Genomic DNA, 26,110 nt, shown 5'->3' with positions numbered 1-26,110 from the left:
TTCATAGCCTTCTAACCAAGGCGCCCGGCGAGTAGTTATTGCTCGCCGGGCGTCTTGCCGTCTGCGGATTTTGGGACATGCGGCCCGCTTTTTGGACCCGCCTGTCGGTACACTAAAGGGACTATGAGTACCCGCGAGCGACATATCGGCCACGCGGCCGCCCGGACCGCTCCGGTTGCGGATCCCAGGGGCGGCAGGCTCTTCGCCATGCCGCGATTCCTTGTTGGCATAACGCATCAGGTGTACCGTCACCGCGTCTTTGCTATCGCCGGCGCCATCACCGCGCTGTTCCTCATGCTTTTGGCAATCTTGCCGGTGCTGTTCGCCTTCGACCCCAAACTTTCTAACGCCGTGCCCGCCTATAGCGAGGTGTCCGAAGAGGTCGTGGATGGGCTCACCCATTCGAGCCCTCTCCTGCTGCTTGTCGCCGCAATTGTATTTTCGATTTGGGGCGTGTTGGTCTATCTGCGTTGTTTGGACTATGTGTTGCGCCGCCGCCTTGTTGCCATCGCCACCATCTGTGCCCTGTGGATGATCGAGGTCATTCTCAAGTACAAGTCGTACACGCCGTTCTATGCCACCTTGCTGTGGTACCTGTACTACGTGCCCATGACGCTCATTCCGCTGCTCTACCAGCTCTGCGGCCTGCGCCTTGCGGGCCTGGAGCAACGCCGCCTGGGTCGCCGCTACCGTGCTGCGCTGTGGATTGTGGCCATCCTGCTTATCGGATTTGTGCTCACCAACGATTTTCACCAGCAGGTCTTCCGCTTTGACCGTACAAGCGACACCTGGAGCAACGATTACACGTACGGCCGGGGTTATTTCGCCTTCCTCGTGTGGACGGCCTTTAACTTCGTGGCCTTTTTTATCCTGGTTGGTCGGTCCTCGTCCTTTCGCATCCAACGTTTCTCGGGCACGGCGGCGCTCGTGCTGCTGGGCGGCGCATTCTTTGGCATCTCATATGCTCTGCGCGTGCCCTGGGCATGGAGGCTCAACTTTTCGCTCGTCTATTGCATCCTGTGCGTGGTGGCGATGGAAATCTGTCTCGATTGCGGTGTCATTCCGTCGTACCACGATATCGCCGGCATCTTCGACACCTTGCCGCTTGACCTCAAAGTTCTAACGCGCGACCTGCAGGAGGTCTATGCCACGCCGGTGTCAAAGCCAATGCCGGTAGGCGTGCGCGAGGAGCTGCGGACCCAGGAGCACGGCCGCGCCCATGCCTTTACCGTGGCGTCCGATCCCGATGTGATGTATCGTGCTTTTCCGCTGCTGGGGGGATCGGCCCTGCTTGCCCAAGACGTATCGGAGCTCAACGAGCTCAATCGCGAACTGGCACATCGTCGCATGGAGCTGCAACGCCAAAACGAGCTGCTTGCCGCCGACTACGACCTTAAGACACATTTGGCAGATCAAGAGGCCGAGACCTTGCTAGTCCAAGACGTGGACCAGGCGCTTGCCCGCGCGCTCGAAGAGATGTACGACTTGTTGAGCTCGCTGCCGCCGTTGACTGACGAGGAATCTTCGCGCGAGCGTTACCGCATGCTGCAGCGCGCCAAGATGCTCGTTGCCTATTGCAAACGGAAGGGGTCGCTCACGTTGGCACAGCACGGGGAGAGCGGTTTTGACCGCGACCGCATTCAGCTCATTGCCAACGAGCTCGCAAGCGACCTGCGCACGATCGATGTCGATTGCGCCTCGATTATTGCCATACGGCGCCCGATGCACGCCAGTACGGTAAGCGCGCTGTACGACTGCGTGTATGACTTTGCGTTTTTTGCCTACACCACCGATCATCCGGCACTTATGTATCACTTGGGCGACCATGACCGATGCAGCGTCGAGCTGCGCGCCACACTTTTTTCCAACGATGATGAAGATCTTTCGCAGACGCCCGCTGCGCAAGAGCTCGAAAGCGCTTTGCAAGGGCGCAACGTGGCATACCGCCTTGAGGGCGAGTCCGGTCAGCTGCGCATGATCGTCTTGATGCCGAGGGCGGGTGAGTGACGATGCAGATTTCGCTCATACTTCCCCAAATCGTTGCGCTCGATGTTGTCTTTGCCCTGGCTGCGTGTCTGCAGACGATCCACGTCCCGCTCATCGCATCGCGCCGCTCGTCCTATAACCGTAAGGTGATTTGCGCCTACGAGGCGAGTCTTGTGCTTCACCTGATGATTTCGGCGCTCATCTTGTTCACGTCGTCTGGCTCGTATCTGGTGGCGCCGCTTGACGTTTGCGCCAGGGCAATGGGCGGAGCGTTGTGGCTCAATGCCGCAATCTTTGCCTATGGCGTGGTACTTATGGTGCACTATCGTCGTCCCGTCATGCTGGTCGAGCTGTTGCTTGTTGTCGCCGTTACACCACCGGTGGTTTTTGCCATGGGCTCGGCGTGGACCGTTGTCCTTATCGCAGGGGGAGCGTTCTTCCTGTTCCGTTCCATCGCGGCGCTCTTGATGGACGTCCGTAACCGCCAAGAGGATATCACCATGTTCTCGACGATCGAGACCATCAACGTGATTCCCGTGGGCATCCTGTATCTAGACCCGAGGGGCCGTCCGCTGCTCATGAACCGCTGCATGCGCAAAAACCTCGTAGAGCTCCATATGCCCACCGACCTGGGCGACATGAGCAGCACATGGAACGACCTGCGCAAACTGAGCATGCAAATGCCCGAAAGCAGCGCTAATCGCGCCCATATCGACCTTGATCGCTTTGGTAGGGATCGCGCCGTGGTCGAGGTCTCTCCTTCCGAGATTCGTCTGTTCGTGCGTGACTCCGTTACGGTCTCGAGCCGTCCGTTCGAGCGCGTCGTCGGCCTGGACGTGACGGAATACGCACACGCCTACGACCGTCTGGCGCAAGCCAACCACCTGCTTGAGCGTGCTGGCCAAGAGCTCCAGGCCCAGATCGAAGAAGCCAAAAAGGTTGCCGACAATGCGGCCTACCTACGTATGCGTGCCCGCGTTCACGATGTGATCGGCCAGCGCCTGTCCATTCTTCATCGCTATTTGGAGGAGGGACGTCTGGATGATGAGTCGCTCGAGCAGATTGACCCGTTGCCGCGCTCAATCGCCGCCGATTTGCGCAGTGGCGGTGCCAGCAAGCCTGCAGAGCAGCTGAGCGATATCGTCCACGCCTTTGGCTTGGTGAGTGTGCAGATCGATGTTGAGGGTGCGCTGCCTGAGGACGCGCGTGTCGCCGCCGCATTTTTGCAGATTATCCGCGAGGCCTCGACCAATGCCACCAGGCATGCGCAGGCGCATCAGGTCCACGTGCGCCTGTGGCAGGAGGGGACGAATGCTAGCGCCGTCGCGCGCATGACGATTTCTAACGACGGGTCCCCGGCCCCCGTATCGTATCGCGAGGGAACGGGTATCCCAGGTATGAGGCATGTCGCGCAAGATTTGGGCGGCGGCCTGGAAGTCCACGCCGCCCAGCCCTTTACGCTTGCGGTGTCCATCCCGCTGAGCCCCAACGCCACGGTCCAAAGGAGAAGTTCATGATCCGCGTGTTAATTGTCGAAGATCAGGCCATTCTGCGCGAAAGCCTGGCGCGCTCCGTTGGCGACCAGCCCGATATGACCGTCGTCGCCGCGATCGCCGATGCCTCCGAGGCCTTGGGTATCGCGCTCAAGGAGCGCCCGGACATGATATTGATGGACGTGTGCACCGAACACGATTCAAACGGCATCGTGGCGGCGGCGCGCATCAAGGAGCAGCTGCCCGAGTGCCGCGTCATCATCATGACAGGCATGCCCGAGATCACCTTTGTCGATCAGGCTCGCGAGGCGGGCGTCGATAGCTTTGTGTACAAGAACGTCGGTATCGACGAGCTGTTCGCCGTGATGCGCTCCACGCTGGCGGGCTATTGCACGTTTCCCAAGCCGCCCGAAAGCATTTTTTCGGGCACGGCGGCACTCGACGATGTCGAGCTGTCGATTTTGCGCCTTGCCTGCGAGGGCAAAAGCCGCCGCGAGATCGCGGCCGAGCTGTTTATGAGTGAGGGTACCATCAAGCGTCGCATCTCGGAGATTCTGAGCAAGACCGGCTACGACAACATCATGCGTCTGGCCGTGCGCGCGGTAACGGAGGGCAGCATCGTCCCCAACATGGAGCGCCCGTAATCGACGCGCTCGCCGTGTTCCGGCGCCGTAAAGATAGGCCGCCCGCCGTTTTGCATCAGAAAACGACGGGCGGCCTGCTTGTGCGGCTGTGCTGTCGGCATAAAAACGACGGGGCCGCAGGATCAACTCCTGCGGCCCCGCCTGGCAAGTGCGCGGATGCGTCCGCCAATCCGCGGCTGATGTTACGCGCCGCTACGCGATGGTTGCGGTGTAGGAGGCGACGTCCTCGTAGGAATCGGTCAGATAGGCGTCGATGCCGATGGTCGTGTTGACCAGGTCGTCAAGGCTGTCAAGCTCGCCGCTCGAGAACGTGAATTCCTCGGTGGCGTTGGTGCCGGGCATCAGGTTAGCCGAGAACCAGGGTTCCTTCATGGTGCCGTTGACGTTGGTCTTGCCGGAGGGAGCGTAGAAGGTCAGGTCCTTGTCGCTCTTGTTGGTGATGTTGACGACAAAGCCGATGTCGCCCCATTCGTCCTTGAACTTTTCAGTGATGGTGATGGTGCACAGATCGTCATCGGCGACGGTGACGGCGGGGGAGATTTCGACGCTCTGGACATCGTCGTCTTCGACGGTCTCATCGATCTCCTCTTCCTTCTCGGCCGCCTCGCGATCCTTTTTTAGCGTACCGGAAAGATCCTTGTCGGACTTCGTAAAGATAAGCTTGTCGCCTTCCACCTCGAGGACGAGCTTGCCGTCCTTGAGTTTCATGTCCTGCGAATCGCCGTCGGCGGTGATGGTTGCAGTGGTGGCGTCCTTGGCCTCCCATTTCAGGTCGGCGACTTCAAGGAACATGTCGAGGACGCCCGTGCCGTCTTCGTCGAGGATCAGGATACAGTTGAGGCCCCACTCCTTGAGCATATCCATGTACTCATCGGTGAGCTCTTCGCCCTCCAGGGTTCCACCCGAGAGTTCCCAGCTGCCGACGAAGTTGGCCTTGGGGTCCTTGCCGCCGCCGCTGCAGCCCGTCAGGGCAAAGGCGAGCGCCAGGACGCATGTCAGAAATGCGAGTACGGACTTTTTGAACGTTGTCTTCATGGTGTCCTCCTTTATCGAACGAAACCCATAGAAGCAAATGCGGGGGGTGGCGGACCCCCCGCCAATTACCAGATAGAGGGGTTAGGGCCTAGGCGTTCCGCAGTTGCTGCAGAACTTGCCGCCGTTTTCGCTGCCGCAGTTGGGGCAGAACCACTTGGCCGGTGCCGGGGCGGGTGCGGGACTGCCGCATTCGGGGCAGAACTTGCCGGTGTTGGTGGCACCGCAGCTGCAGGTCCATGCGCCGGCCGCGGGGGCAGCGGCAGGAGCCGGTGCGGGGGCGGGTGCCGGAGCCGGCTGTGGGGCGGCCTGCTGCTGTGCCTGGCCGGCGGCGAACAGCTGGCTGGCGTTCATGCCGCCCATGCCGCCCGCCATGCCCATGCCCATAAAGCCGGCCATCGCGCCGTTGGGGTTGGCGGCTGCCGCGCGCATCGCATCGCTCTTGGCGCTGGCGATGTTGGCAGCTGCCATGGTGGGATCGCGCATGACTGCGGCCTTCTGCAGGTCCTTGATCATTTGCTCGTCTTCTTGCGAGGCGGCGATGGAGTTGACGCCAAAGCTCACGATCTCGACGCCGCGCAGGTCGCGCCAGTCGGCGGAGAGAACCTCGTTGAGCGCGCGGGCGAGCTCGGTGGTGTGGCCGGGGATAGCGCTGTAGCGGATGCCCATCTCCGAGATCTTGGCAAAGGCGGGTTGCAGAGCGGTGAGCAGCTCGGACTTAAGCTGGCTGTCGATCTTATCGCGCGTGTAGCTATCGGTCACGTTGCCGCACACGTTGGTGTAGAACAGCAGCGGGTTGGTGATGCGGTACGAATACTCGCCGTTGCAGCGAACGGAGATGTCGACATCCAGGCCAATGTTGTTATCGACCACGCGGAAGGGCACAGGCGAGGCGGTGCCGTACTTGTTGCCGATGATCTCCTTGGTGTTGATGAAGTAGACGCGCTGGTCTTTGCCCGCGTCGCCGCCAAAGGTAAAACGGCTGCCGATATTGGCGAACGTCTCCTTGATGGAGTCGCCCAGGCTGCCGCTAAAGACGCTCGGCTCGCTGCCGGTGTCAAAGACAAACTCGCCGGGCTCCAGCGCGACCTCGATGATCTTGCCGTTTTGCACCACGAGCATGCCCTGGCCGTCGTTGACGGCGATGACGGAGCCGTTGGAGATGACGTTGTCCTCGCCGCGCGTGTTGGAGCTGCGGCCGCCGGTGCGCTTGCTGCCCTTGCAGGCCAAGACGTCAGCGGGCATCGATTCGCAATAGATATATTCCTTCCACTGGTCGGCCATGACGCCGCCGGCAGCACCCAATCCAGCTTTCAAGAGTCCCATGGTGATCTTCCTTTCTCGTCAAAGGCCGGGTGGTATTGGTCAGAATGGCTAATCGTCCTTGTTGTCCTTCATGACAACGGTGGTCTCGGTGTGGCTGAAGGTGTCGTGCTTCTCGGTCAAGTCGAGCTCGCCGCAGTAGCAATCGGCGTGGGTGGCCTCGTTGGCCGTCTTGAGCTGGCCTACCAGCAGCACGTCTCCGATGATTACGATGATCAGCGGTGCGACGATGTTGATGAGGATGCCCTCGATATCAAAGGTGAGGTAGTCCGGATTGAAGGCGTTCTCGCCCATAAAGAGAATCTGGGAGAGGACAAACCCGATCACAAAGAACAGCACCGAGGCGATGGCGAGCTTGAGCTTGGAGCAGGGAAGCTCGCCGACCATGCGGCCGGTTTGGCCGTTCATGGCAAACAGGTAGCTCTTGCCGTTCCACGAGGTGGAAAGCATCCACACGGGGAACAGAGCGTAGTTGCTGTCTTCCCAGGTGTAGTCGAGCTGCTTGCTTTCGACCGTGGCATCGTCATATTCGTCGACGACGGTCTCGCGCAGGGCCGAAATCGTACTTTCTTCCATACGACGCTCGGCGCGCGCCTTGCAGGTCTCGCAATCCTCATCGTAGCGGTTGGCGATGTAGCCGGGCATATACGCGACCGAGAACGGGCGCAGCGCGTCGTAGTCAAACGGCTCGATGGCGTCCATATGGCCGTCGGGCATCTTGGACGATCCGTCGACGGGCACGCGCTCAAACGAGATTTTGCCCTTACGGTAGGCGTCGTAGTGGTCGGTGGTCGTGACGGTGCGGTCGGATTCCTCGGTCACGGTCTCGTTGGTCGCATCAAAGTGCACTTCGCCGTCCACGCGGGCGCCGTAGAGCCAAAACGGCACGTAAACGCCTTGGACCTCGTCGATGTGGTTGCCGGTGACAAAGCTCTTGGGCAGCAGGATTTTGCCCTTGTAGTGCTCTTTGAGTGCTGCCATAACATCATCGCGCCCGAGCTTAAACGGAATCACCAGGTCGGGTGAGAAGTCGCCCGAGAGCTGGCCGGGCGCCACGGCGGAGTTGCCGCAGTATGGGCAGGTGGTAACGGCGACGGTGCCGTCCGAGACCAGCTCGGCGCCGCACGACGAGCAGATGTAGCCGGCGTTTTGGGCCAGATCCTGCACGGCATCGTCGACAGCAGGTTTGCGAGCCGCGGCTGCGGCATCGGCTTTGGCATCTGCCTTGTCCTGGCGCTCGCGATAGAGGGCCTCGACTTCTTCGACTTCAAAACGCGAATCGCAGTAGTCGCAGACAAGCTTTTGTTCGGCACTGGCAAAGTGAAGGGGGCCGCCACACGCGGGGCACTGATAGTTGACACTCTCGAAGGCCATGATCGGTCCTTTCCGTGCCAGAGGCTATGCGCCGATGGCGCCGCCGCAGTATTCGCAGCGCCCGCTGGTATCGGGAATGGTGGTTGCACCGCAGAAGGGGCAGGTGACCGCGGTCTTGGGGGCCTTGGCGGCCACGACGCTGTCGCGCGTTTCCTGACGAAGCTGCACCAGTGCATCGCGGACCTCGGTTGCCTGGCGCTTGGCCTCGCGGTACTCGATGGACCCGCGCTGATCGATGGTGGAGTCGTTCACGCGCAGGTTGATCTCGGTAAAGTACGGCGTGTTGACGTGAATGGTCAGGTTAAAGTCGTAATCAAGGTCGTAGCGCGGCGGGTTGTAGCTCTCGCGCTCGCCGTCCTTGGTCTCGCGATAGATCTCGGTGCGATGCTCGTCGATATCCATATCGCAGCCGAGTACCTGTGAGAACTCGATGATGTCGGGATTGGCGTCGCGCCAGCGGCTCTGCGAAGTGATGATCAGCAGGCCCGCGTCCTCATCGAGCATGATGTTGGTGCGCCCGGCAGAGAGCGTGCGCGTGGGGTTGAACGAGGCCAGGCGCTCGGCGTTGGCCTCGCGGTAGGCGAGTTGCTCGCGGATATCGTCCGCGGTGCTGGAGCGCCAACCACTAAAGAAGGGGGAGAGCTTGCCTGCGCACTCTTTGCACAGGTAGCCTTCGTTGATTTTGGTCTTTCCCAAAAGCCCCAGTTCGGTACCGCAAATCGCGCACTCTTTTTTCTCGAACATCTTGTCAAAGAAGCCCATGGCTGCCTCCCATCAACAGGTAGCGTGTGTCACTTTTGATGATGGGTGAGCGCGCGATCTTTCACGATACCCAGACGGCTCAAGGAGTCTCCACAACTGGGACACATGGCCCATTTTCGGCCACTCATTGGGGACGTACTTAAATGAGTAGCAGTTGGGGATGCTCCATGCCGAATGTGGGCGCCGTCCCTGCTATGCCACGGTCACGGCAACCTGGGCGTAGCGGCTGCAGGGGCGCTCGGCGCGCGCCTGCACGGTAAGGGTGAGCACGAAGCGGTCGCCGGGCTGCGCGTCGGCGGGCACGATAAAAGCGGTGCTCACCGTGCATTCCTGCCACAGCGAAAGATCCTGCGTGCCTGCATAGCTCGACGGGTCCACGGCGACATCCCAATGTGCATCAAAGCCCTTGTCGTCGGGGTCGACGACGGTCGCTGCAAGGGTGACGCGCTCGCCGGCTGTAGCGCTGCGGTCGGCCGTGACCTCGACAACATATGCCGGATGCGAGCAGGCTGCCGGATCATGGGCGCACCATTGCGCGCGGGCGGCAAAGTCTTCCTGATAGGCGCGCAGGTAGGGATTGGGGTTGCCGTCTACGGGCGTGCCGATGGCGGCAAAACCGGCGGGTGCGTCCGTATCGGGATGCCCATCAAGAAACATGCGGCCGAGCAGTGTGTCGAAGCCGCGGTCATCGATACCGCGCAGGCCAAACGGCAGCAGCGGAATATAGGTCATGCTGTCGCCTTCGGCCATAAAGTCGCCGCGCTCAAACTGCATCGCGGGCATGCCTTCTAGACCCCAATCCAGACGGGCATGCTTGCCAAACTGAAAGCGCTCGGGCTCATTTTCGTAGACCTTGCCGTCGCCATAGAGCATGTAGCGTGCCATGAGGGGGCCGTTACCCTGCGTGAGATTCTGCTCAGGCCAAGGTGCCTTAAACAGCGGCAGCGTATCGGGTTGAGCCATCTTGGCATCGACATAGCCGCCATACATATAGGGCACACACCAAAAGATGAGCTCGGGAAAGAGCTCGCGTCCATGGTCGAGCCATGAGTTGTCCTGCCCCACGCCATCGGCAACGCCCATCACGCGCACCTTCTGATAGACCCGCTGCTGCACGGCAGGCCATTCGGGCGTGACGCGATAACGCTCGGCAATACTCATGAGGGCGCGAACGATGGTGTTCATGCCACCCCAGCTGAGTAGCCATAACGTACGCGGATCATCATCCAAAATTGCCTGCGCAATTACACGAGATCCCTCAGTTTCCTCAGTCACATCACCCTCAAAGGCAACATTTCCCACAAAGGTGCGCTCGATCATCTGGGCAGGCGTGGGAAACGGCGGCTCACCGGCAGCGCCCGCATTCGCCTGCAACTGCGGCCAAGCCTGGGCATATTCATTACTCCAGAGACTCTCAATCCAATGCTCGGGAAACGGACGATACTCACGAAGCTCGCCGGCCAGCGGATCGGGCTCATGAGGCACAACATCCCACTCATAAGAGCGACGCCCTTTGGTCCGCCAATGCGAATTCACCTCGCCCAGCGTATGAACCCCATCCCCAAGAAAGTGATACTGCGAAGCCGTATACACCACAGCCTGAACATCAAGCACATTAAGATACAGAGCCAAATGAACGAGCGAGTTCATATCGTCGACTTCCATATCGGTAGTAACAATCACCCGAGTTAACTCTTGGGACATAGGAGCAGCTCCAATCAAAATCAATTCAGCCAGTTACGCGCAAGGCAAGACGGGACCCGGTCCCCGCGCCGGGACGGATTACCGTTTGACCCTGGCCGACCACTCCCAGCAGCCCACCGGCTCGCCGTCGATGAGTACGCTGCCCCCGTCGAAGTCTTGATAACACAGGTCGTTGAATTGGTGGATCCACACGCCGTGGTTGAACGTCTTCTTGGGCGAGCCGTCGGCCTCGCGATAGCGACCGGTCAGGTCCTCGACATGGCTAAAGTAGGTAAGGTGCACGTTGGCTCCGGCGTCACGCAGGCGTGCCGTGAGCGGCAGCACGGTCTGCTGCGGCGACACGAGCTCGTCGCCCTTGGAGTGCGTAAACCACAGCGGCGTCTTGGCGAGCGCGGCTACGTCCTCGTCCGTGGCGTTGTACCACGGGGCACAGCAGGGAAGGCCGGCGGCGAAGAAATCGGGGTAGTCGGCGCACAGGCGCAGCGTCATAAAGCCGCCGTTGGAAAGGCCAGCGACCACGATGCGGTCGGTGTCGATGCGGTCGGCATGCTCGGCGACAAACTCGTCGATGAGCGCCTTAATGACGGGGGAGTAGATGCTCTGGTTGGAGTGGCCGAGCTGCTCAGTGCCGTTGTCCATCCAAAACGTGGGCGACTGCGGCACGAGAACCCAGGCAAAGCCGCCAAAGTAGCGTTGGATCTGCGCCTGGCTGATGGCCGTCACGCGGTTGCCGATATAAGCGCGCGTGGCGCCCTCGCCTTGCGTAGCGCCCTTGCCCTCGCCAGCGCCGTGCAGGTACACCACGAGCGGGGCCTTCTGGGGCACGACTATCGTTTCGGGCGCGAAGGGGTTGAAGCAGGCGGAGTCCTCGGCCTTAAAGCTGGGCTCAAAGAAGCCGTACTCGAGCGCGATGCCGTTGACGGCGGTCTTTTGCGTGGCATTGCTCCAGCCCTTGAGCGCGGGACAGATGTCGCCGCGGCAGGTGTCAAAGACCAGGCCGCAGGTTGGATCGTCACCGTCATTGCCGGGAAGGGCCGCGAGCTGCGTGATGCGCAGCTGGTCGTCGAGCAAGCGCGAGCCCATCACGCTGCCCTCGATCTTCTTGGTCAGGCGCTGCTCGGCGATCTCGAGCGCCACATGGGTGCCAAAGGCGAGCTTGCGTCCGCACTCATCGCACGGATAGGCGGCGAGGACGTCGACATAGCCTACGGAAGGTGCGGCGTGGTCGGCGCCGCGCTCTTTGCGCATCAGGATCTCGCCCGTGCGTTCATGGCGCTCTACATATATATGGAAGGTGCGCGCATTGATATCGTTGGCGCGAACGGTGCACGGCAGGTCGAGCACGACTTTGCTGATCCAGGGGCCAAAGTCTCCCAGCGTGGTGACGGTTGCGTAGGTGCACGATTTGAGTTCCATGAGCTGCCTCCTCTGCGCCGCGAGTGGTAAACATCAGCGGCAATACAACTTAAACATGTTTAGTTTAATGCAGAGCTACAGAACAGGCAGATGAACTCGGTAAACGGTCAAAATGAACACTCAACAAATTACTAAACATTCGTTTATCACCATTTAGCAGGGCTTTTGTTGATGGGTCAACAAAGAATAGAGGTGTTTACCAAATTAAAAGACCACGTAAATAGGCATTTAGCAGCAGAGCGTCAAATAGACAATCCCTTACCGTTCAAGTACGTTCACCCCCGATTTCCTACCGTTCACCGGACTACAGACGGCAAAATTGCCACAAATTAGACGTTCCGTGTAAACTAAAGCCCGTAAACGTTCAGTAAACACATTGTTTACGACAGCGTATCCAAGGGTTCGGTGGCCGTAAGGGGTTATAGTCGCCGAGCCAAAGGCGTGCCTACGCCCAAACGAGTAGGCACACGATGATATGGGGAGGGGTCCCATGGCAGTAGATAACAAGCAGATTGCCACCGATGTCCTCGAGCTCGTGGGCGGTGCGGAGAATGTTTCCGTCGCCACCAACTGCATGACGCGTCTGCGTCTGACGCTCAAGGACAACAACAAGGCCGACGTGGAGAAGATCAAGAAGGTCAAGGGTGTTCTGGGTTGCCAGTTCGCCGGCAGCCAGCTCCAGGTCATCATCGGCCAGAACGTGCCCAAGGTGCTCGCCGAGTTCGTTGCCATGTCCGGCGTCAAGCAGGGTGCCGCGGTCGACGAGAACCTCGATGCTCCCAAGGAGAAGTTCGAGCTCAAGAACCTGCCGAACATCATCCTCGACTATCTGTCGGGCTCCATGACCCAGCTGATCCCGCTGCTCATGGCCGGCGGTCTGTTCCGCACCATCGCTGCGGTCCTCGGTCCCACCATGCTCGGCGTTCTCTCTGACACCGATCCGACCTACACGTTCCTCTACACCACCCTGTACGAGGCCACGTTCACCTTTATCCCCATCTACCTGGGCTATGCCGCCGCTAAGAAGCTCGGCGCCTCCCCGGTTCTGGGCATGCTCCTCGGCGGCGCCCTCATGGCCCCGTCCGTCGTGAGTGTCGCGACCCAGGATGGCGGCGGAATCATCTCCGTCTACGGCATTCAGATCGCCGCTGCCAACTATCAGCAGTCCGTCCTGCCGATTATCCTTTCGGTGCCTGTCCTCTACTTCGTCGAGAAGTTCTTTAAGAAGGTCATGCCCGACGTGCTCTCCACGGTCTTCACGCCGTTCTGCACCATGATCGTTACCATCCCCATCGCCTTCATCGTCCTCGCCCCGCTCGGCAACGAGATCGGCAGCCTCATCGCTAACGCCCTCTTCGGTCTCGCTGACATGGGTGGCATCGGTATCCTGCTCGTCATGGCCGTCCTCGGCGCCTTCTGGCAGCTCTTCGTGGTCTGCGGTATGCACATGCCCGTCATCCTGCTCGCTCAGGTTCAGATCATCGCTGCCGGCTACGATCCCTTCGTCTTCGTTTCCACCAACTGCGCTATGGCCGCTGTCTGGGGCTGCGCCTTCGGTGCCTTCCTCAAGATGAAGAACCCCGACGAGAAGGGTCTTGCCCTGGGCTACGTCATCTCCGCCATCGCCGGCGGCGTCACCGAGCCCGCACTCTTCGGTATCCTCATGCGCTTCCGTCGCACCATGTTCGGTATGTTCATCGGCGGTGCCATCGGCGCTGTGTTCTCCGGCCTCATGGGCGTTACCTATTACCTCGCTGGCGGTGCCTCCAACTTCCTGGTCTTCACCAACTACCTGCAGGGTGGCCAGATGAACACCGTCTGGGCTATCGTCGGTATGGCAATCTCCTTTGTCATCGCCGCTGCCGTCGTCTTCGTCGCCGGCTTCTCCAAGGAGGAGCTCGCCGAGATGGAGGCCTAAGGCCAAGCCATTCGGTCGCATACGACCTTACCTACACGACAGGGCCCCGTCAGGCGCAAGCCCGGCGGGGCCCTTCTTGCAAGGTAGACTGGAGTGGGCAAGTGGTGTCCGCCCGCAGGGGTTTGTTAAACGGCGGGGGCTTTCGCATCAGGGGTTACCGCGAAAGCTTCTGCCGGTTCGCAATTCCTTTATCGAGCGAAAGGACATGCAGATGAGTTTGGGAAAACTGACCGTCAACGGTCGTCAGGACGGTTTTTTGTGCGAGGGCAAGCCGTTCTTTTGGTTTGCCGATACGTGCTGGAGTGCGTTTACCAGCATCCCCGAGGCCGACTGGGACTACTATCTGACCCGCCGCGCCGAGCAGGGCATGAACGTGCTGCAGATTAACACGCTGCCGCAGTGGGATCGCTGCTGCCCCGATCTGGGCATTTGGCCCTATGCCAGCGAGGATGGCGTGCGCTTTGATTGGTCTCAACCCAACCAGGCGTATTGGGATCGCGCCGCCGCCATGTGCCGCGCTGCCGTCGAGCACGGCATTCGTCCGGCGCTCGTGCTCATGTGGTGCAACTACGTGCCCGGTACCTGGGGCGCTAAGATCGCCGAGCGTTGCGGTGCCGAGGTTATGCCGCGCGAGGAGGTCCGTGCCCACGTTGCCCGCGTCGTCGAGAACCTGGGCGAGTTCGACCCCGTCTACGTGGTGACGGGCGATACCGACTTTACCAGCGACGAGGCGATCGCCTACTACGAGGATGCTCTCGACGAAGTCGTCAAACGCGCGCCCGAGGCGTTGCGCACTATGCATATCAACCGCGGCAACCGCACCATTCCGGCACAGTACCTGGACCGTCTGGACTTTTACATGTTCCAGCCCGGCCACAACTACGAGGGCCAGCCCGAGGCCTGGCGCTTGCCGCAGGACTTTATCGCCAACTACCCCAAAAAGCCGATGGTCAACTCCGAGCCCTGTTACGAGCAGATGGGCGCGTCACGCAACGTGTACTGGCGCTTCACCGCGCAGGACTGCCGCGCGAGCGTGTGGTCGTCGATCCTTGCCGGTGCGAGCGCGGGTGTGACCTATGGCGCGCACGGCGTTTGGAACTGGCAGACCAGCAAGAGCCAGGGCTCGGTGCTGGGCGAGGGCTTCGACATGCCGTTCCGCTGGCAGGAGTGCCTGCAGTTTGCGGGCGTTTGGGACTTTGGCGCGATCGAGCATGTGCTTGCCGGTCTGGGCGCTACGGCTGGCGACGACGCACTTGCCGTGGTTCCGGCGCAGGAGCTGCTCGATGACGCGCGCGAGGCCATTCGTGTGGCGCGCGTTGGCGATCACGTCGTCACGTACCTGCCGCGCACTACGGCGCTCAAGTTTAAGCTCGACGGCGCGTGCGGCTGGACGGCGACGGTCCTTGACATGGAGGACAAGCGCATCGCCAAGCTGCCCGTTCGCGACAACGGTGACGGTACCGTGCGCGTGGCTCAGCATCCCTTTGAGCACGACGCACTGGTGATCTTGGCTCCTGGGCGCTAACGGCTCTTCTCCAACATTTACAATCCAGTCCCTTTCATGAGGTTGCGACGGAATGGTTCGTGCATGACAGCTTTAAGCTGCCAAGGGAGCCATTCCGTCGCACTCATTGGGGACGTACTTAAATGAGTGGTAGTTGGAGACGCTCCTAGCCGAGCTAGAGGTCTCGCGTGTCCCTTCTGGTCCATGCGGCTCAAAATCGCGGCGTGATGTGGACGGTGGGCTCGAAATGAGCGGCATTTCGAGCCTGGCTTCGATATTGAGACTGGTTCTGCATTAAAATAGATTTCCAGACAATTGAGCGGCTGGGGGTTAACCATGAGAGGCACGGGAGACACAACCGCATGTCTGCGTCGGGGCATTCAGGAGATTATATGCCTGGCTCTGTTCTTCTTCACGTTTTTGGCGTGCGAGTATCTCTTTGATGTGCGCATGGCCGAGTTCGTGTCTCCGAACGAGGTCGTTATTTATGAGAGCCTTGTCCTCGGCGCGAGTGTGATTGGCTTTCTTGTACGTCCCGTTCTGTACTATCGCCGTCCCCATGCCATCGATGCAACGAGTGACGTTACGGGTGTTTTGCTGGTGGCGGCATTCCTGCTGTTGATTATGGCGGTTCGGACTGAGGTGGTAATCGCCGGCGGTTTGGTGGCGTGCTGCGCGCTGGGCTACTGCGGATCGACTGCCCATGCAAACTTTGCGCGGCGCTTTGCGCGGACGCCCTGCTTGGCGCGCGCCGCCGCACTTTCTTACGCCATGGGCGTTCTGGTGCAGGTCTTCAACCATATGGTGATACCTGCCGGCATTCCTCAGCAGGCTGTTCTGGTCGTCGGTGCGATCGCGCAGGTGGCGTTGCTTCACGGTGCCCGACGCGCCAAACTGCGCGATGAGTCCGATCCCAACTTTGAACCCAGTGCTGCCGGGCTTTCGGTAGATGCTTTGGAATATGGCGCCAAGTGGCATGACGAGCCCGAGACAAAGGCGGCATTCCGCCGCGCCGTAGTTCGCCTGACCGTGGCGACGGCGTATCTTTCCGGCGTATTCGCCGCTCTCAACGCGGGCCTCACAACCCTGCATGCTACCGGAGCCGTTGATTTGGGTGATTGGCCGCGCCTGCTGCTTGTTGCGAGTTCGTTGGCCGCCGGAGCCCTATTTGACCTGAGCGGCCGTTCGTATATGAATATCGGCATGACATGTGTCGCCATGCTGTCCACGCTTTCGTTCTTTGTGCTCATCATCGATGGCAATGGCGGCAACGAGCTTGCTGCCACGATCATCTTTTATCTGGGCTCGGGCTTCTTTGTGGTGTTCTTTACCACAAAATTCGCCGCTATCTCGCTCTATGCGCACTGGTCATATTTTTGGCCGTGCATGGGTCGCGTCGTCAATAACGTGTGCTCGATGCTCGTGACGGCGCCGGCGGTAGCGATTATCTCGAGTCAAAACGTGCTGGCTGCAGTCGGCGCGGCACTCGTGATGTTTGTGGGTATTGCGATTACGCTGTTGGGACAGTTGGGGCAACGGGCCGATGATGCCGTGATGCAGGACGGGCTGGCGCTTGCTGCCGACAATCTTGGTGGAGATCTTGCGCCCGCATGTTCCGACCCCGCGCTTGTGGAGGCAGCGGAGCCCACGCCCGATGAACGCCTCGATGCCTTCGTCACCACCTTTGGGCTTACAGAGCGCGAGCGCGATATTCTTGAGGCCTTGGTCGTTTCGGATCAGAGCGTTCAGGACATTGCCGCAACGCTTTTCCTTTCGCGCTCTACGCTCTACCGCCACATTTCCTCGATCAACAGAAAGACCGGTACCGACTCGCGTGTGGCCCTTATCAACTTCTTCTGGTCCTGGGCACCCAAGGACTAGCGTATGAGGCGCCGCCCAGTTCCTTACTCTAACGGGGGGGGATGTGGCTCCAAAGCGCACCCGCATCGACGCTTCGCCTGCGCTAAACTGGAGGGCACGTACGCGATTACGAGAGGAGCCCGCATGGAGGCTTACAAGCAAGAGTTCATCAAGTTTATGGTTGAGTCCGACGTTCTTAAGTTCGGCAGCTTTACGCTCAAGAGCGGCCGTCAGTCCCCGTTTTTTATGAACGCCGGCGCTTACGTGACGGGCTATCAGCTCAAGAAGCTGGGCGAGTATTACGCCCAGGCCATCCACGATAACTTTGGCGACGACTTTGATGTGCTGTTTGGACCGGCCTACAAGGGTATTCCGCTGGCCGTCGTGACCGCAATTGCCTACCACGAGCTGTACGGCAAGGAGGTCAAGTACTGCTGCGACCGTAAGGAGGCCAAGGACCACGGTGCCGATAAGGGCAACCTGCTGGGTTATGAGCCCCAGGACGGCGACCGTGTGGTCATGGTCGAGGACGTTACCACCAGCGGCAAGTCCATCGACGAGACCTATCCCAAGGTTAAGGCTGCCGCCGACGTCGAAATCAAGGGCCTGATCGTGTCCCTCAACCGCATGGAGGTCGGCAAGGGTGGCGTGACCACCGCTCAGAAGGAGATCGAGGCAAAGTACGGTTTCCCCGTCGCGAGCATCGTCTCCATGGCCGAGGTCGTCGAGACCCTCTACAACCACGAGATCGATGGCAAGGTCGTCATCGATGACGAACTTAAGACCGCCATCGACGCCTACTACGAGCAGTACGGAGCACAGGAGTAGTTACGGCGTTTTACCAAACGCCGTAACCGGCCGACGCTGCGCGCCGCCCAGGGCGACAATTTGTCATTCAAAAGGCGAGGCATGACCAGAAGGTCAATGCCTCGCCTTTTTCATGCCAACTTGTTCGCCCTGGACGTCGCTCGCTGTCCGTCCTCTACTTGCGGCGCTGTCTTGCTCCGGATGCGGCCCGCTCGCTGCCGTTGCCAGAGTAGTCATTGGGGACGTTCTTAAACGACTACTTAAGCCCGGGCAGGCGAGTATAGGGGAACGAACGCTCCAGGAATTCGGAGCAGCGGGCGTAGTCTTTGGCGAAGTAGCTGCTGTAGAGCGAATCGAGCACGTATTGCACGGCGATGTGGCTGGCGAACTGCGTGATGCGATGCGTCATGCTCTCGTGGTCACTCACCGTAAGGTAGGCGGCAAAGCCGGGGTGAATGCGAGCGCAATAAGGCGTGCCGATGACGATGACCGGGACATGCCGACTGCTGAGGATCGGCAAGATGTCCTTGAGGTTGGGGGCAAGGCCGCTGTAGGAGATGACGATTGCCGCATGGTCGGGATCCGAGGCGAGCGCCGTTCGCACCTGGGCCTCGACACCGTTGTGGCACGTCGCGCTTTTACCGGCAGAGAGCAGGCGGTCGCGGAACATTCCCGCTGGATAGAGGTTGTGCGAGCCCGTGTAGATGTCGACCTGTCGGGCGTTCGCGATGAGCTTGGCGGCGTGGTCGAGCTGCGTGGGGTCGAGCAGCTCCTGCGTTTCGGCCAGCGTGGTCTGGTAGAGCCCCTCCATGCGCTCCATGACCTGCGCGGGGCTGGACGTAGCATCAAAGGGAAAGTTGATGTCCACGTCGCGGCGGTTTCCCGCCTCGGTTGCCAAGCGAATAAGCTCGACCTTGAGATCCTTGAAGCCCTCGAGGCCGAGCTTTTTGCAAAAACGATGCACGCTCGCGACCGAAACGTTGGTGCGCGCGGCAAATTCCTTAATAGAAAGTCCGCGGATGTCCTGACCGATGGCAAGGGCTGCAATGCCGAGCTGTTGCTCGGTGGGGGTGAGGCCCTGCGCCTCGGTGATCTTGCGTTTGATATCCATGCGAACTCCCACACTCGCCAAACCTGCCAAAAAGGGACAGGTTTATTTTGGCAGGTTTTGCCCGCAAAGGGTAACGGGGCCGAGGATGCCGCTGGGGGCGACGGGCTCGGTGAGGGCGAAAATGTCGGGGATCGCATGGTCGAGCGTGTTGATGACGTCGATCGTGAGCTCATGCGCACCGGCGGAAAGTGCGCCGGCGGCAAAACGATAGGGCGGGCAGATGCGTGTGCCGAGCGGGCGTCCATCGAGCGTGAGCGTCGCGGTTTCGTAGACGTCTCCCAGGTCGATTGTGGCGTCGGTGCAATCGTTGGCCAGCTCAAACGACGCATGATATCGGTAGGTACCGCAGGTGCCGGTGAACAGATCGGCTGTAAGGTCGCACAGGTGCTTGAGCTTTTGTGATTCACCAAAGGCGCCATTGCTGCCGGCAGGAGAGAGGGCGACGGTCCATGGGCCTTCGATGCGCAGGCCGAGCGACGTGTCAGCGTCGATTGCGCCGTCTCCAGGCGCATTCTTGCTGCTCGTTTCCAAAACAACGATGCAGCTCTCGAAGGGTGCGAGCTCCAACGCACCGTCAAACGCAACGGGCCCGGCGCCGTTTAGCAGGTCGAGCCGCGTGCCGCAAAGGCGCTCGCCTGTCGCAAGTGCAACCGTGCAGTCGATACGCTCGCGTGGGTGTTCGTTGACGAGCATAACGTAGGTCTCGCCCACCCGCTCGTAGCGAAGTGCGCGTAGCCAAGGCTGCGGTGTGTCAGGCACAACGGTCTGCAGTCCCGCGCTTGCAAGCGCGCGGGCGACATCGGCCAGCGGCGTTGCGACGAGCCCTCCCAGCTCGACCGCGCCATCGGTATCGTAGAATGTGCCGGGCACCTCGTCGACGGCAAGCACCATAACGCCTGCATCCGCCATGCGTCTCACTGCCTCCGCCGTCGCAGCGCCAATAAATGAAGCTCCTGGCATAACAAACGCCTGGTAACGACAATCGTTTACGGTAAGTAATCCGTCGGCAATCGAAACCTCGTAACGGTCCTCATCCTCAAAAGCCTCGGCGGGCACAAAATCAAAGTCGATCTGCGCGCGCGTGAGCTCTGCCGCCACGCGCTCGATAGGCATGGCGTTGCCGGCCCATTCGGCATCGGCATGGTACAGGATGGCAACGGGGCGCATGGCATAGCCTCCTGAAAGCAGCGTTGCCGTACGGTTCATATAGCTCATGAGCTGGCCAAAGTGCGGCCATTGCGGATTGTTGCCGTGTGCGTAAAAGTGCGGCGGGCAGTCCCAATCGGGGAAGGGCGCCATGCTAAACGCGTGCGGCGTAAACCAGTTAATACCGCGGACGAGCATGTGGTCGGCGATCCATTTCATCTCGCGCAAGCCCTCGTGCCAGCCGAAGGCGCCAAAGACCTCGGCCATGCAGCGCCCCTGCTTTTTGGGGTCGAGGCGTGCGGCCGAAGAGCCCAACTTGGCGAGCGCGTAGGTAAAGAACTCCATGTTCCACGCGCCGTGGAAGTAGCTGTAACGTCCGTGGTCGACGCTGGGGGCAAGCTGGTTGATGACAACGTCGATGCCCGCCATATCCTGCCCGGCGACCGCGCGGAAGTAGTGTCCGGCGCCCTGGCCCAGGCGCGTGTGGCAACTCTTGTCCTCAATCACATGTCCGATGTGCATGACGCCGCGCTTGCGGCACCAGTCACCAATCTGCTCGTCAAAGCACGCGCGGTAGAGTTGCGTGGCGATGTCCATGTAGGTGTGGCGGACCCGAGCGCCGGCGGGGTCGCGCGTCCAAAGGCCGCGGAGCTCGGCAAGCCAGCTCGCGCTCAACTCCTCGTGCAAGCGGCGGGCAAGTTCATCCGACCAGGGCAGTGACATATCGCCGCGTCCAATAAAGCTGCTGGTGGAAGCGTCTTCGAGGGTCGCACCCTTCTCGTTCATAAAGCCCGGTTCATCGGTAAAGAAGCCCAGAATGGTCTTGCCGAACTCGTCGCCCAGATGTTCAAACGTGGGTTCGTAGACGGCGTTGATGAGCATACGGCACGAATCGGCGTCGACCATGTTGATGTACTCATCGCGAAAGCCGGTCTTTTGGCTGGTGACATAGAGCTCGAGGGTGGTGATGCCGGCAGGAGCGTCAAAGCGCAGGCGGACGGGAGTGCCGTCCTCGGTCTGTTCAACGGCGAGCTCAAGGTCGAGCGGTGCACCGGCGGCGTCGAAAGTCGCCGTGCCCACAAAGCGCTCCGTGGGATCCATAAGATTGCCGAGCTTAATGGTCGTGGACGGCTGGGGACCGACGACCGTTACCGTGTGATGCTTAAGCACGGTCTTTTTGAGCGCGGGGTCTACATCCTCGCCTGCAAGCGCGCCGTTGGCGTAGCCCGTGGGAAAGTGGGCATCATCGAGCAGCCAGATCTTCAAGTCCAGGCGCTTGCACTCGCCAATGATAAAACGCAGGTCGGACCACCAGCCGTCGCGACAAAACTCGGGATGCGTGCGCGATTCGAGGCAGACCTCGTGGATGTCCGCCCCGGCAATCTGCTCTAAGTATTCGGTAATCGTCTCGCGCGCCTCGCCCTTGAGCCACAAGAACGGAAGCACATGGTTGTCGTATGCCGCCATATCCACTCCTCTAAAACAAACCTTTTAAATCGATTGAAGTCAGAGTACGTCGCGCGCACACTCCTGCTAATATCAAAACCACGGCAGAATATGACCAAATCAATGATGGTGGCGCTATGGATATCGCGCGTTTGGACAATCTTTTGCTCAAGCTGACCGACAGCGAGCGCGCTTACTGCGCAGGCACCCGCTATGACTGGAACGATGCGTTCAGCTCGGGTCATCAGCAGAATATCGGTGAAAAACATATCCATGAAATCGGTGACCCGACGCGAGCCCTGCACCAAGAAGGCATGCCTGAGGGCCTGTCAATCGTGCGCAACTCGCGCTTTAACCCCGTGCCGGAGCATGTGCACAATTATGTCGAAATCAGCTATGTCTATCGAGGGCATGCGCCGCAGGTCGTCAACGGCGCACGGCTCACGCTTGCCCAAAACGAGGTGCTCTTGCTCGACGCGGCCTGTCCGCATGCCGTAGGCGAGCTCGGCGAGCATGACATTATGCTGAGCATCGTCATCTCGCGGGTGATGTTGCACCGCAGCCTAGAGCAGAGCCTGTCGCCGTCAAGCGCCGTCTCGCAGTTCCTTATTAATGCCCTCAATGACGAAACCGACCACCGCGGTCATGTGCATTTCCGCACGGGCAACAGCCGCCGCGTGCGCCGATATATGCAGGAGATGCTGTGCGAACTTCTGGAGCCGACGGCGGCGAGTCCCCAGATCGTGTCGAGGCTGTTTGAGTTGCTGCTGGTCGAACTTATGCAAAGCTATGAGACATCGCTGCTGCAGGCGGACATGCCCACGCTGCCTTCGGCGCAGGTCGCGGCCGCCGTGAGCTACATCGAGCGCCATGCCTGCGATTGTACGCTCGAGGACGTAGCTCGCCACCTGCATCTGAGTCCCAACTACGCAAGCGCGCTGCTCAAACGGCAGACGGGCCGCACGTTTATGCAGCTCGTGCAGGAGAGCCGCCTGGCACGCGCGGCAACATTGCTCGACGCCGGCGCCACTGCCGAAACCGCGGCGCGCGAGGCAGGCTACGCCAACATGAGCTTCTTCTACAAAAAGTTTGCCGAGCGCTATGGCTGCACGTCGGCCGTCTACCGCCGGCGTTTGCCCAGATAAAACCTGCCAAAATAAACCTGTCCCTTTTTGGCAGGTGTCAGGAAGTGTCAGGGGCGGGGCGGTGACGGGGCGCAAGGGCGAAAAGAAGTATCGGGTTTGGTGCGACCGCTTCTGCCCGTCCCGCGCGTGGGCGATACTCAGCTCATCGATCCGCGATGCAAAGGAGATGCTCATGGCAAACATCAAGTTCCCCGAGGGTTTCTATTGGGGTGGCGCCACCGCCGCCAACCAGTTTGAGGGCGCTTGGAACGTGGACGGCCGCGGTCCTTCCGTCGACGACCATTTCTTGGGCGGCAGCTACAAGGAGCCGCGTCAGATTACGACCGACATCGACCCCAACCGCTTCTACCCCAATCATGACGGTATCGATTTCTACCACCACTACGAGGAGGATATCGCGCTGTTCGCCGAGATGGGCTTCAATATGTTCCGCATGTCCATCTCTTGGAGCCGTATCTTCCCCAACGGCGACGACGCTGAGCCCAACGAGGCCGGCCTCGCCTTCTACGACCGCGTCTTCGACTGCCTGCGCGCCCACAATATCGAGCCGCTCGTGACCCTCTCGCACTACGAGATGCCCTATCACCTGGTCGAGAAATACAACGGCTGGGCGAGCCGCGAGCTCATCGGCTTCTTTGAGAAGTACTGCCAGACCGTCTTCGACCGCTATCAGGACAAGGTCAAGTTCTGGCTCACCTTCAACGAGATCAACTGCGGTACTCAGGACATGGGCAACCTCTTTGAGACCAGCATGATTCAGGGCTTTGAGGGTCCGGCGTCGGCGGTCCACACCACGCCGCAGGCTCGTATGCAGGCGCTGCATCACCAGTTTGTCGCCAGCGGCCGCGTCGTGCGCTATGCCCATGAGCATTACCCGCAGTTTAAGATGGGCAACATGGACTGCTTCATCCTTTCCTATGCCGCCACGTGCGATCCGGCCGACGTGTTCGCCACGCAGCAGGAGATGAATACCATGAACTGGTACTGCTCCGACGTGCAGGTGCGCGGCAAGTACCCGTTCTATGCCAAGCGCTTCTGGGCCGAGAACGATGTCGAGCTCGTGATGGAGGATGGCGACCTGCAGGATATCGCCGACGGCAAGGTTGATTTCTACACCTTTAGCTACTACATGTCCGGCACCGTGGGCACCCACAAGGATCACGAGATGACCGAGGGCAACATGACCTTTGGCGGTAAGAATCCCTATCTGGAGTCCACCGACTGGGGCTGGCAGATCGATCCGCTGGGCCTGCGCATCGCCCTCAACGAGATTTACGCCCGCTACGAGATTCCGCTGATGGTGGTCGAGAACGGCATGGGCGCCTACGACGAGGTCGAGGAGGACGGCTCCATCCATGACCCGTATCGCATCGCCTACCTGCAGAGCCACATCAAGGCCATGGGCGAGGCCATTGCCGATGGCGTTGACCTGATTGCCTACACCTGGTGGGGTCCCATCGACCTGGTTTCCGCCGGCACTGGCGAGATGCGCAAGCGCTACGGCTTCATCCACGTCGATAAGTACGACGACGGCACCGGTACCTACGAGCGCCGCCGCAAGGACAGCTTCTTCGCATACCAGAAGATCATCAAGTCCAACGGCACCGAGGGCTTGGAATAATTGAGCTCCGGCGTTCCGCCGAACGCCGGACCGGCCGCCGACTACGTGACCACCGACGTCGATGACGACGGCATCTGGAACGCTTTTGTTCACCCGGGGCTTATCGAGGCTTAATCGACAATATGAGTGCCCATGGGAAAAGGTTTTGGAAGGGCTTGGAAGGGCTTGTGATTTGGGCCCTCGCCTTAGCATTTTGGCCATTTGGCACTATAATCACCATAGGTATGCGCATAACGTTGCGCTTAATCAAGAGGAGAAAACGTATGGGTCTGTTTGATATGTTCAAGAAGAAGGCTGAGCCCGTGGCTGCCGCTGCTCCGGCCTCCATTTCTGCTTCTGCCGGCGCCGACGTGCTGTGTTCGCCCGTCAAGGGCAAGGTCATCAAGATGGCCGACGTGCCCGATCCCGTCTTTGCTGGCGAGGTTTTGGGCAAGGGCTGCGCCGTGTGGCCCGAGGACGACCTGGTCTACGCTCCCTGCGACGGCAAGGTGACCGTCACCATGGGTCACGCCGTGGGCCTGCAGTCCGATAGCGGCATCGAGGTTCTGGTGCACGTTGGCGTCGATACCGTCAACATGAATGGCGACGGCTTCGAGGGCTTCGTCAAGGCCGACGACGTCGTGAAGGCCGGCCAGCCCTTGCTCAAGATCGACCGCACCAAGATCGCTGCCGCCGGTTACAAGGACTGCGTCGTCGTGGCCGTGTCCAACACCGCCGAGTTTGCCGATGTCGAGCTCGCCGTCGAGGCCGAGTCTGCCGTCGCCGCCGGTGACGCCATCGTTAAGGTCGTCCGCAAGTAGTCTGCGGCATCCAGAAGATGCACAAGGGTGGTCGGGTTATCCGGCCACCCTTTTTTAATAGGCCGAGCAGGCGCATTTTATTGCAGGGGGCTTGCTTTATGGGCCATTCACTCGTCAAATTGAGCCGCCCACGCTTTTGCGACGTAGGGGGTTGAACGGAGCCGCTAATATGGACCTACTGTTACGACGTGCGCTGCGCGGGAAACGCAGCGCCGCTTGTTTGGAGGAATGTCATGAAAAAGAAGCTGCTGCTTGCGCCCCTGATGGCTGCCCTGGTCGCGTGCGTGGTTTTGCTTTCCGGCTGCGGAGGGCCTTCGGTGGAGGAGCTCATCACCAACGACCTTACGAGTCAGTTTGACGAGATCAAGAACGGCGGCGATGATTTCCTCTCCGGCCTGGAAGAGGCTTCGGGCGACGAGTTTGAGCAGCTGGGCATCGATCCCAAGGAGTATGCCAAGAGCTATCTCGAGGGTTTTGATTACAAGATCGGTGATGTGACGGTCGATGAGGACAAGGGCACCGCGACCGCCGAGGTCACCATCACCTGCAAGTCCATGAACAAGATCGTCGAAGATTTTGCCACCCAGTATCAGGAGAAGATCGCCGCACTCGATACGATGCCTTCCGAGGACGAGCTGTACAAGATGGCCGGCCAGGTGATGGTCGACGTGACCAAGGCCGCTGAGACCAAGGACACCAAGGTCACCTTTAAGTATTCCGCCAACGAGGATAACGAGTGGTCTGCCGACGATTCCGCAACCACCGAGATGATGAATGCGATGATGAACTAGTTCGTTGCGGCGTTTTACCAAACGCCGCAACTGCTCGACGCTGCGTGGGCACCAGAGCGACAACTTGTCATTCAAAGAGGACGGCATGACCAGAAGGTCTATGCCGTCCTCTTTTCATGCCAATTTGTTCGCTCTGGTGCCCGCTCGCTGACATTGCCGAAACATCGACGTTGCCATGGTAGTCATTGGGGACGTTCTTAAATGACTAGTCAAAAGGGACACTCTTG

19 protein-coding genes are annotated in these 26,110 nt (G+C 60.1%); 11 read left to right on the top strand and 8 right to left on the bottom strand.

Features of this window, described 5'->3' with window-relative positions; translation table 11 throughout:
- The first annotated feature begins 207 nt into the window (after positions 1-207).
- The 3 genes from ACQRAQ_RS02125 to ACQRAQ_RS02115 are packed head-to-tail and all read left to right on the top strand — an operon-like array spanning position 208 to position 4,123.
- Entirely contained in the window at positions 208-2,007 is a 1,800-nt protein-coding gene (locus ACQRAQ_RS02125; protein WP_427793668.1) for a histidine kinase N-terminal 7TM domain-containing protein, read from the top strand.
- On the top strand, positions 2,004-3,503 hold the full coding sequence (locus tag ACQRAQ_RS02120; RefSeq protein ID WP_427793666.1) for a sensor histidine kinase: 1,500 nt from the start codon (positions 2,004-2,006) through the stop codon (positions 3,501-3,503). The genes ACQRAQ_RS02125 and ACQRAQ_RS02120 overlap by 4 nt, the downstream gene beginning before the upstream one ends.
- Positions 3,500-4,123, top strand: coding sequence for a response regulator transcription factor (locus ACQRAQ_RS02115; RefSeq protein ID WP_427747634.1), 624 nt, complete (start codon positions 3,500-3,502; stop codon positions 4,121-4,123). Before ACQRAQ_RS02120 ends, ACQRAQ_RS02115 begins: the two co-directional genes overlap by 4 nt.
- Before the next feature lie 192 nt (positions 4,124-4,315).
- On the opposite strand, the gene ACQRAQ_RS02110 is transcribed toward ACQRAQ_RS02115, so the two are convergent.
- The 6 genes from ACQRAQ_RS02110 to ACQRAQ_RS02085 form a co-directional block, all read right to left on the bottom strand.
- Positions 4,316-5,158, bottom strand: coding sequence for a hypothetical protein (locus tag ACQRAQ_RS02110; protein WP_427793664.1), 843 nt, complete (start codon positions 5,156-5,158; stop codon positions 4,316-4,318).
- A gap of 81 nt (positions 5,159-5,239) precedes the next feature.
- Positions 5,240-6,481, bottom strand: a complete 1,242-nt coding sequence (locus ACQRAQ_RS02105) for an SPFH domain-containing protein (protein WP_427793662.1) — start codon at positions 6,479-6,481, stop codon at positions 5,240-5,242.
- A 48-nt stretch (positions 6,482-6,529) separates the two neighbouring features.
- Positions 6,530-7,852, bottom strand: coding sequence for a hypothetical protein (locus tag ACQRAQ_RS02100; protein ID WP_427793660.1), 1,323 nt, complete (start codon positions 7,850-7,852; stop codon positions 6,530-6,532).
- 24 nt (positions 7,853-7,876) lie between these two features.
- Positions 7,877-8,614 carry a DUF4428 domain-containing protein gene (locus tag ACQRAQ_RS02095; protein WP_427793659.1) on the bottom strand — a complete coding sequence of 246 codons (738 nt, stop codon included), beginning with the start codon at positions 8,612-8,614 and terminating at the stop codon, positions 7,877-7,879.
- 192 nt (positions 8,615-8,806) lie between these two features.
- The gene (locus ACQRAQ_RS02090; RefSeq protein WP_427793658.1) at positions 8,807-10,318 is read right to left on the bottom strand and encodes a nucleoside hydrolase-like domain-containing protein; all 1,512 of its coding nucleotides are present in this window, start codon (positions 10,316-10,318) and stop codon (positions 8,807-8,809) included.
- Between the two features lie 78 nt (positions 10,319-10,396).
- Positions 10,397-11,734, bottom strand: a complete 1,338-nt coding sequence (locus ACQRAQ_RS02085) for a prolyl oligopeptidase family serine peptidase (RefSeq protein ID WP_427747640.1) — start codon at positions 11,732-11,734, stop codon at positions 10,397-10,399.
- Between the two features lie 490 nt (positions 11,735-12,224).
- Here ACQRAQ_RS02085 and ACQRAQ_RS02080 point away from each other — a divergent pair, with 490 nt between their 5' ends.
- The 4 genes from ACQRAQ_RS02080 to pyrE all read left to right on the top strand — a co-directional run bounded on the left by ACQRAQ_RS02080 (position 12,225) and on the right by pyrE (position 17,844).
- Entirely contained in the window at positions 12,225-13,652 is a 1,428-nt protein-coding gene (locus ACQRAQ_RS02080; protein ID WP_418825681.1) for a PTS transporter subunit EIIC, read from the top strand.
- Positions 13,653-13,863: 211 nt separating this feature from the next.
- Entirely contained in the window at positions 13,864-15,177 is a 1,314-nt protein-coding gene (locus tag ACQRAQ_RS02075; RefSeq protein WP_427747641.1) for a DUF4038 domain-containing protein, read from the top strand.
- Between the two features lie 315 nt (positions 15,178-15,492).
- A complete protein-coding gene (locus ACQRAQ_RS02070) occupies positions 15,493-17,037 on the top strand; it encodes a LuxR C-terminal-related transcriptional regulator (protein ID WP_427793657.1) in 1,545 nt (514 codons plus the stop codon).
- Positions 17,038-17,160: 123 nt separating this feature from the next.
- The gene (pyrE, locus tag ACQRAQ_RS02065) at positions 17,161-17,844 is read left to right on the top strand and encodes an orotate phosphoribosyltransferase (RefSeq protein WP_154518188.1); all 684 of its coding nucleotides are present in this window, start codon (positions 17,161-17,163) and stop codon (positions 17,842-17,844) included.
- A 235-nt stretch (positions 17,845-18,079) separates the two neighbouring features.
- On the opposite strand, the gene ACQRAQ_RS02060 is transcribed toward pyrE, so the two are convergent.
- Complete coding sequence (locus tag ACQRAQ_RS02060) at positions 18,080-18,934, bottom strand: MurR/RpiR family transcriptional regulator (protein ID WP_427719831.1); 855 nt, start codon at positions 18,932-18,934, stop codon at positions 18,080-18,082.
- Positions 18,935-18,976: 42 nt separating this feature from the next.
- Positions 18,977-21,547, bottom strand: a complete 2,571-nt coding sequence (locus ACQRAQ_RS02055) for a glycosyl hydrolase (protein WP_427747643.1) — start codon at positions 21,545-21,547, stop codon at positions 18,977-18,979.
- A 116-nt stretch (positions 21,548-21,663) separates the two neighbouring features.
- On the opposite strand from ACQRAQ_RS02055, the gene ACQRAQ_RS02050 reads away from it, so the two are divergent.
- The 4 genes from ACQRAQ_RS02050 (at position 21,664) to ACQRAQ_RS02035 (ending at position 25,883) form a co-directional block, all read left to right on the top strand.
- Positions 21,664-22,671, top strand: coding sequence for an AraC family transcriptional regulator (locus tag ACQRAQ_RS02050; RefSeq protein WP_427793656.1), 1,008 nt, complete (start codon positions 21,664-21,666; stop codon positions 22,669-22,671).
- A gap of 172 nt (positions 22,672-22,843) precedes the next feature.
- Positions 22,844-24,292 (top strand): glycoside hydrolase family 1 protein, encoded by a 1,449-nt coding sequence (locus ACQRAQ_RS02045; RefSeq protein WP_427747645.1) that lies wholly within the window; start codon positions 22,844-22,846, stop codon positions 24,290-24,292.
- Positions 24,293-24,555: 263 nt separating this feature from the next.
- Positions 24,556-25,092 carry a PTS sugar transporter subunit IIA gene (locus ACQRAQ_RS02040; protein ID WP_427747646.1) on the top strand — a complete coding sequence of 179 codons (537 nt, stop codon included), beginning with the start codon at positions 24,556-24,558 and terminating at the stop codon, positions 25,090-25,092.
- Between the two features lie 233 nt (positions 25,093-25,325).
- Positions 25,326-25,883: a hypothetical protein gene (locus ACQRAQ_RS02035; RefSeq protein WP_427727307.1), complete on the top strand. Its 558-nt coding sequence runs from the start codon at positions 25,326-25,328 to the stop codon at positions 25,881-25,883.
- Positions 25,884-26,110: the final 227 nt, after the last annotated feature.

It is taken from the genome of Collinsella sp. SGI.178 (assembly GCF_050313495.1).
Taxonomy (GTDB): Bacteria; Actinomycetota; Coriobacteriia; order Coriobacteriales; family Coriobacteriaceae; genus Collinsella.
The sequence above is the reverse complement of the archived record's forward strand: the minus strand, read 5'-3'. Positions and strand labels throughout refer to the sequence as shown.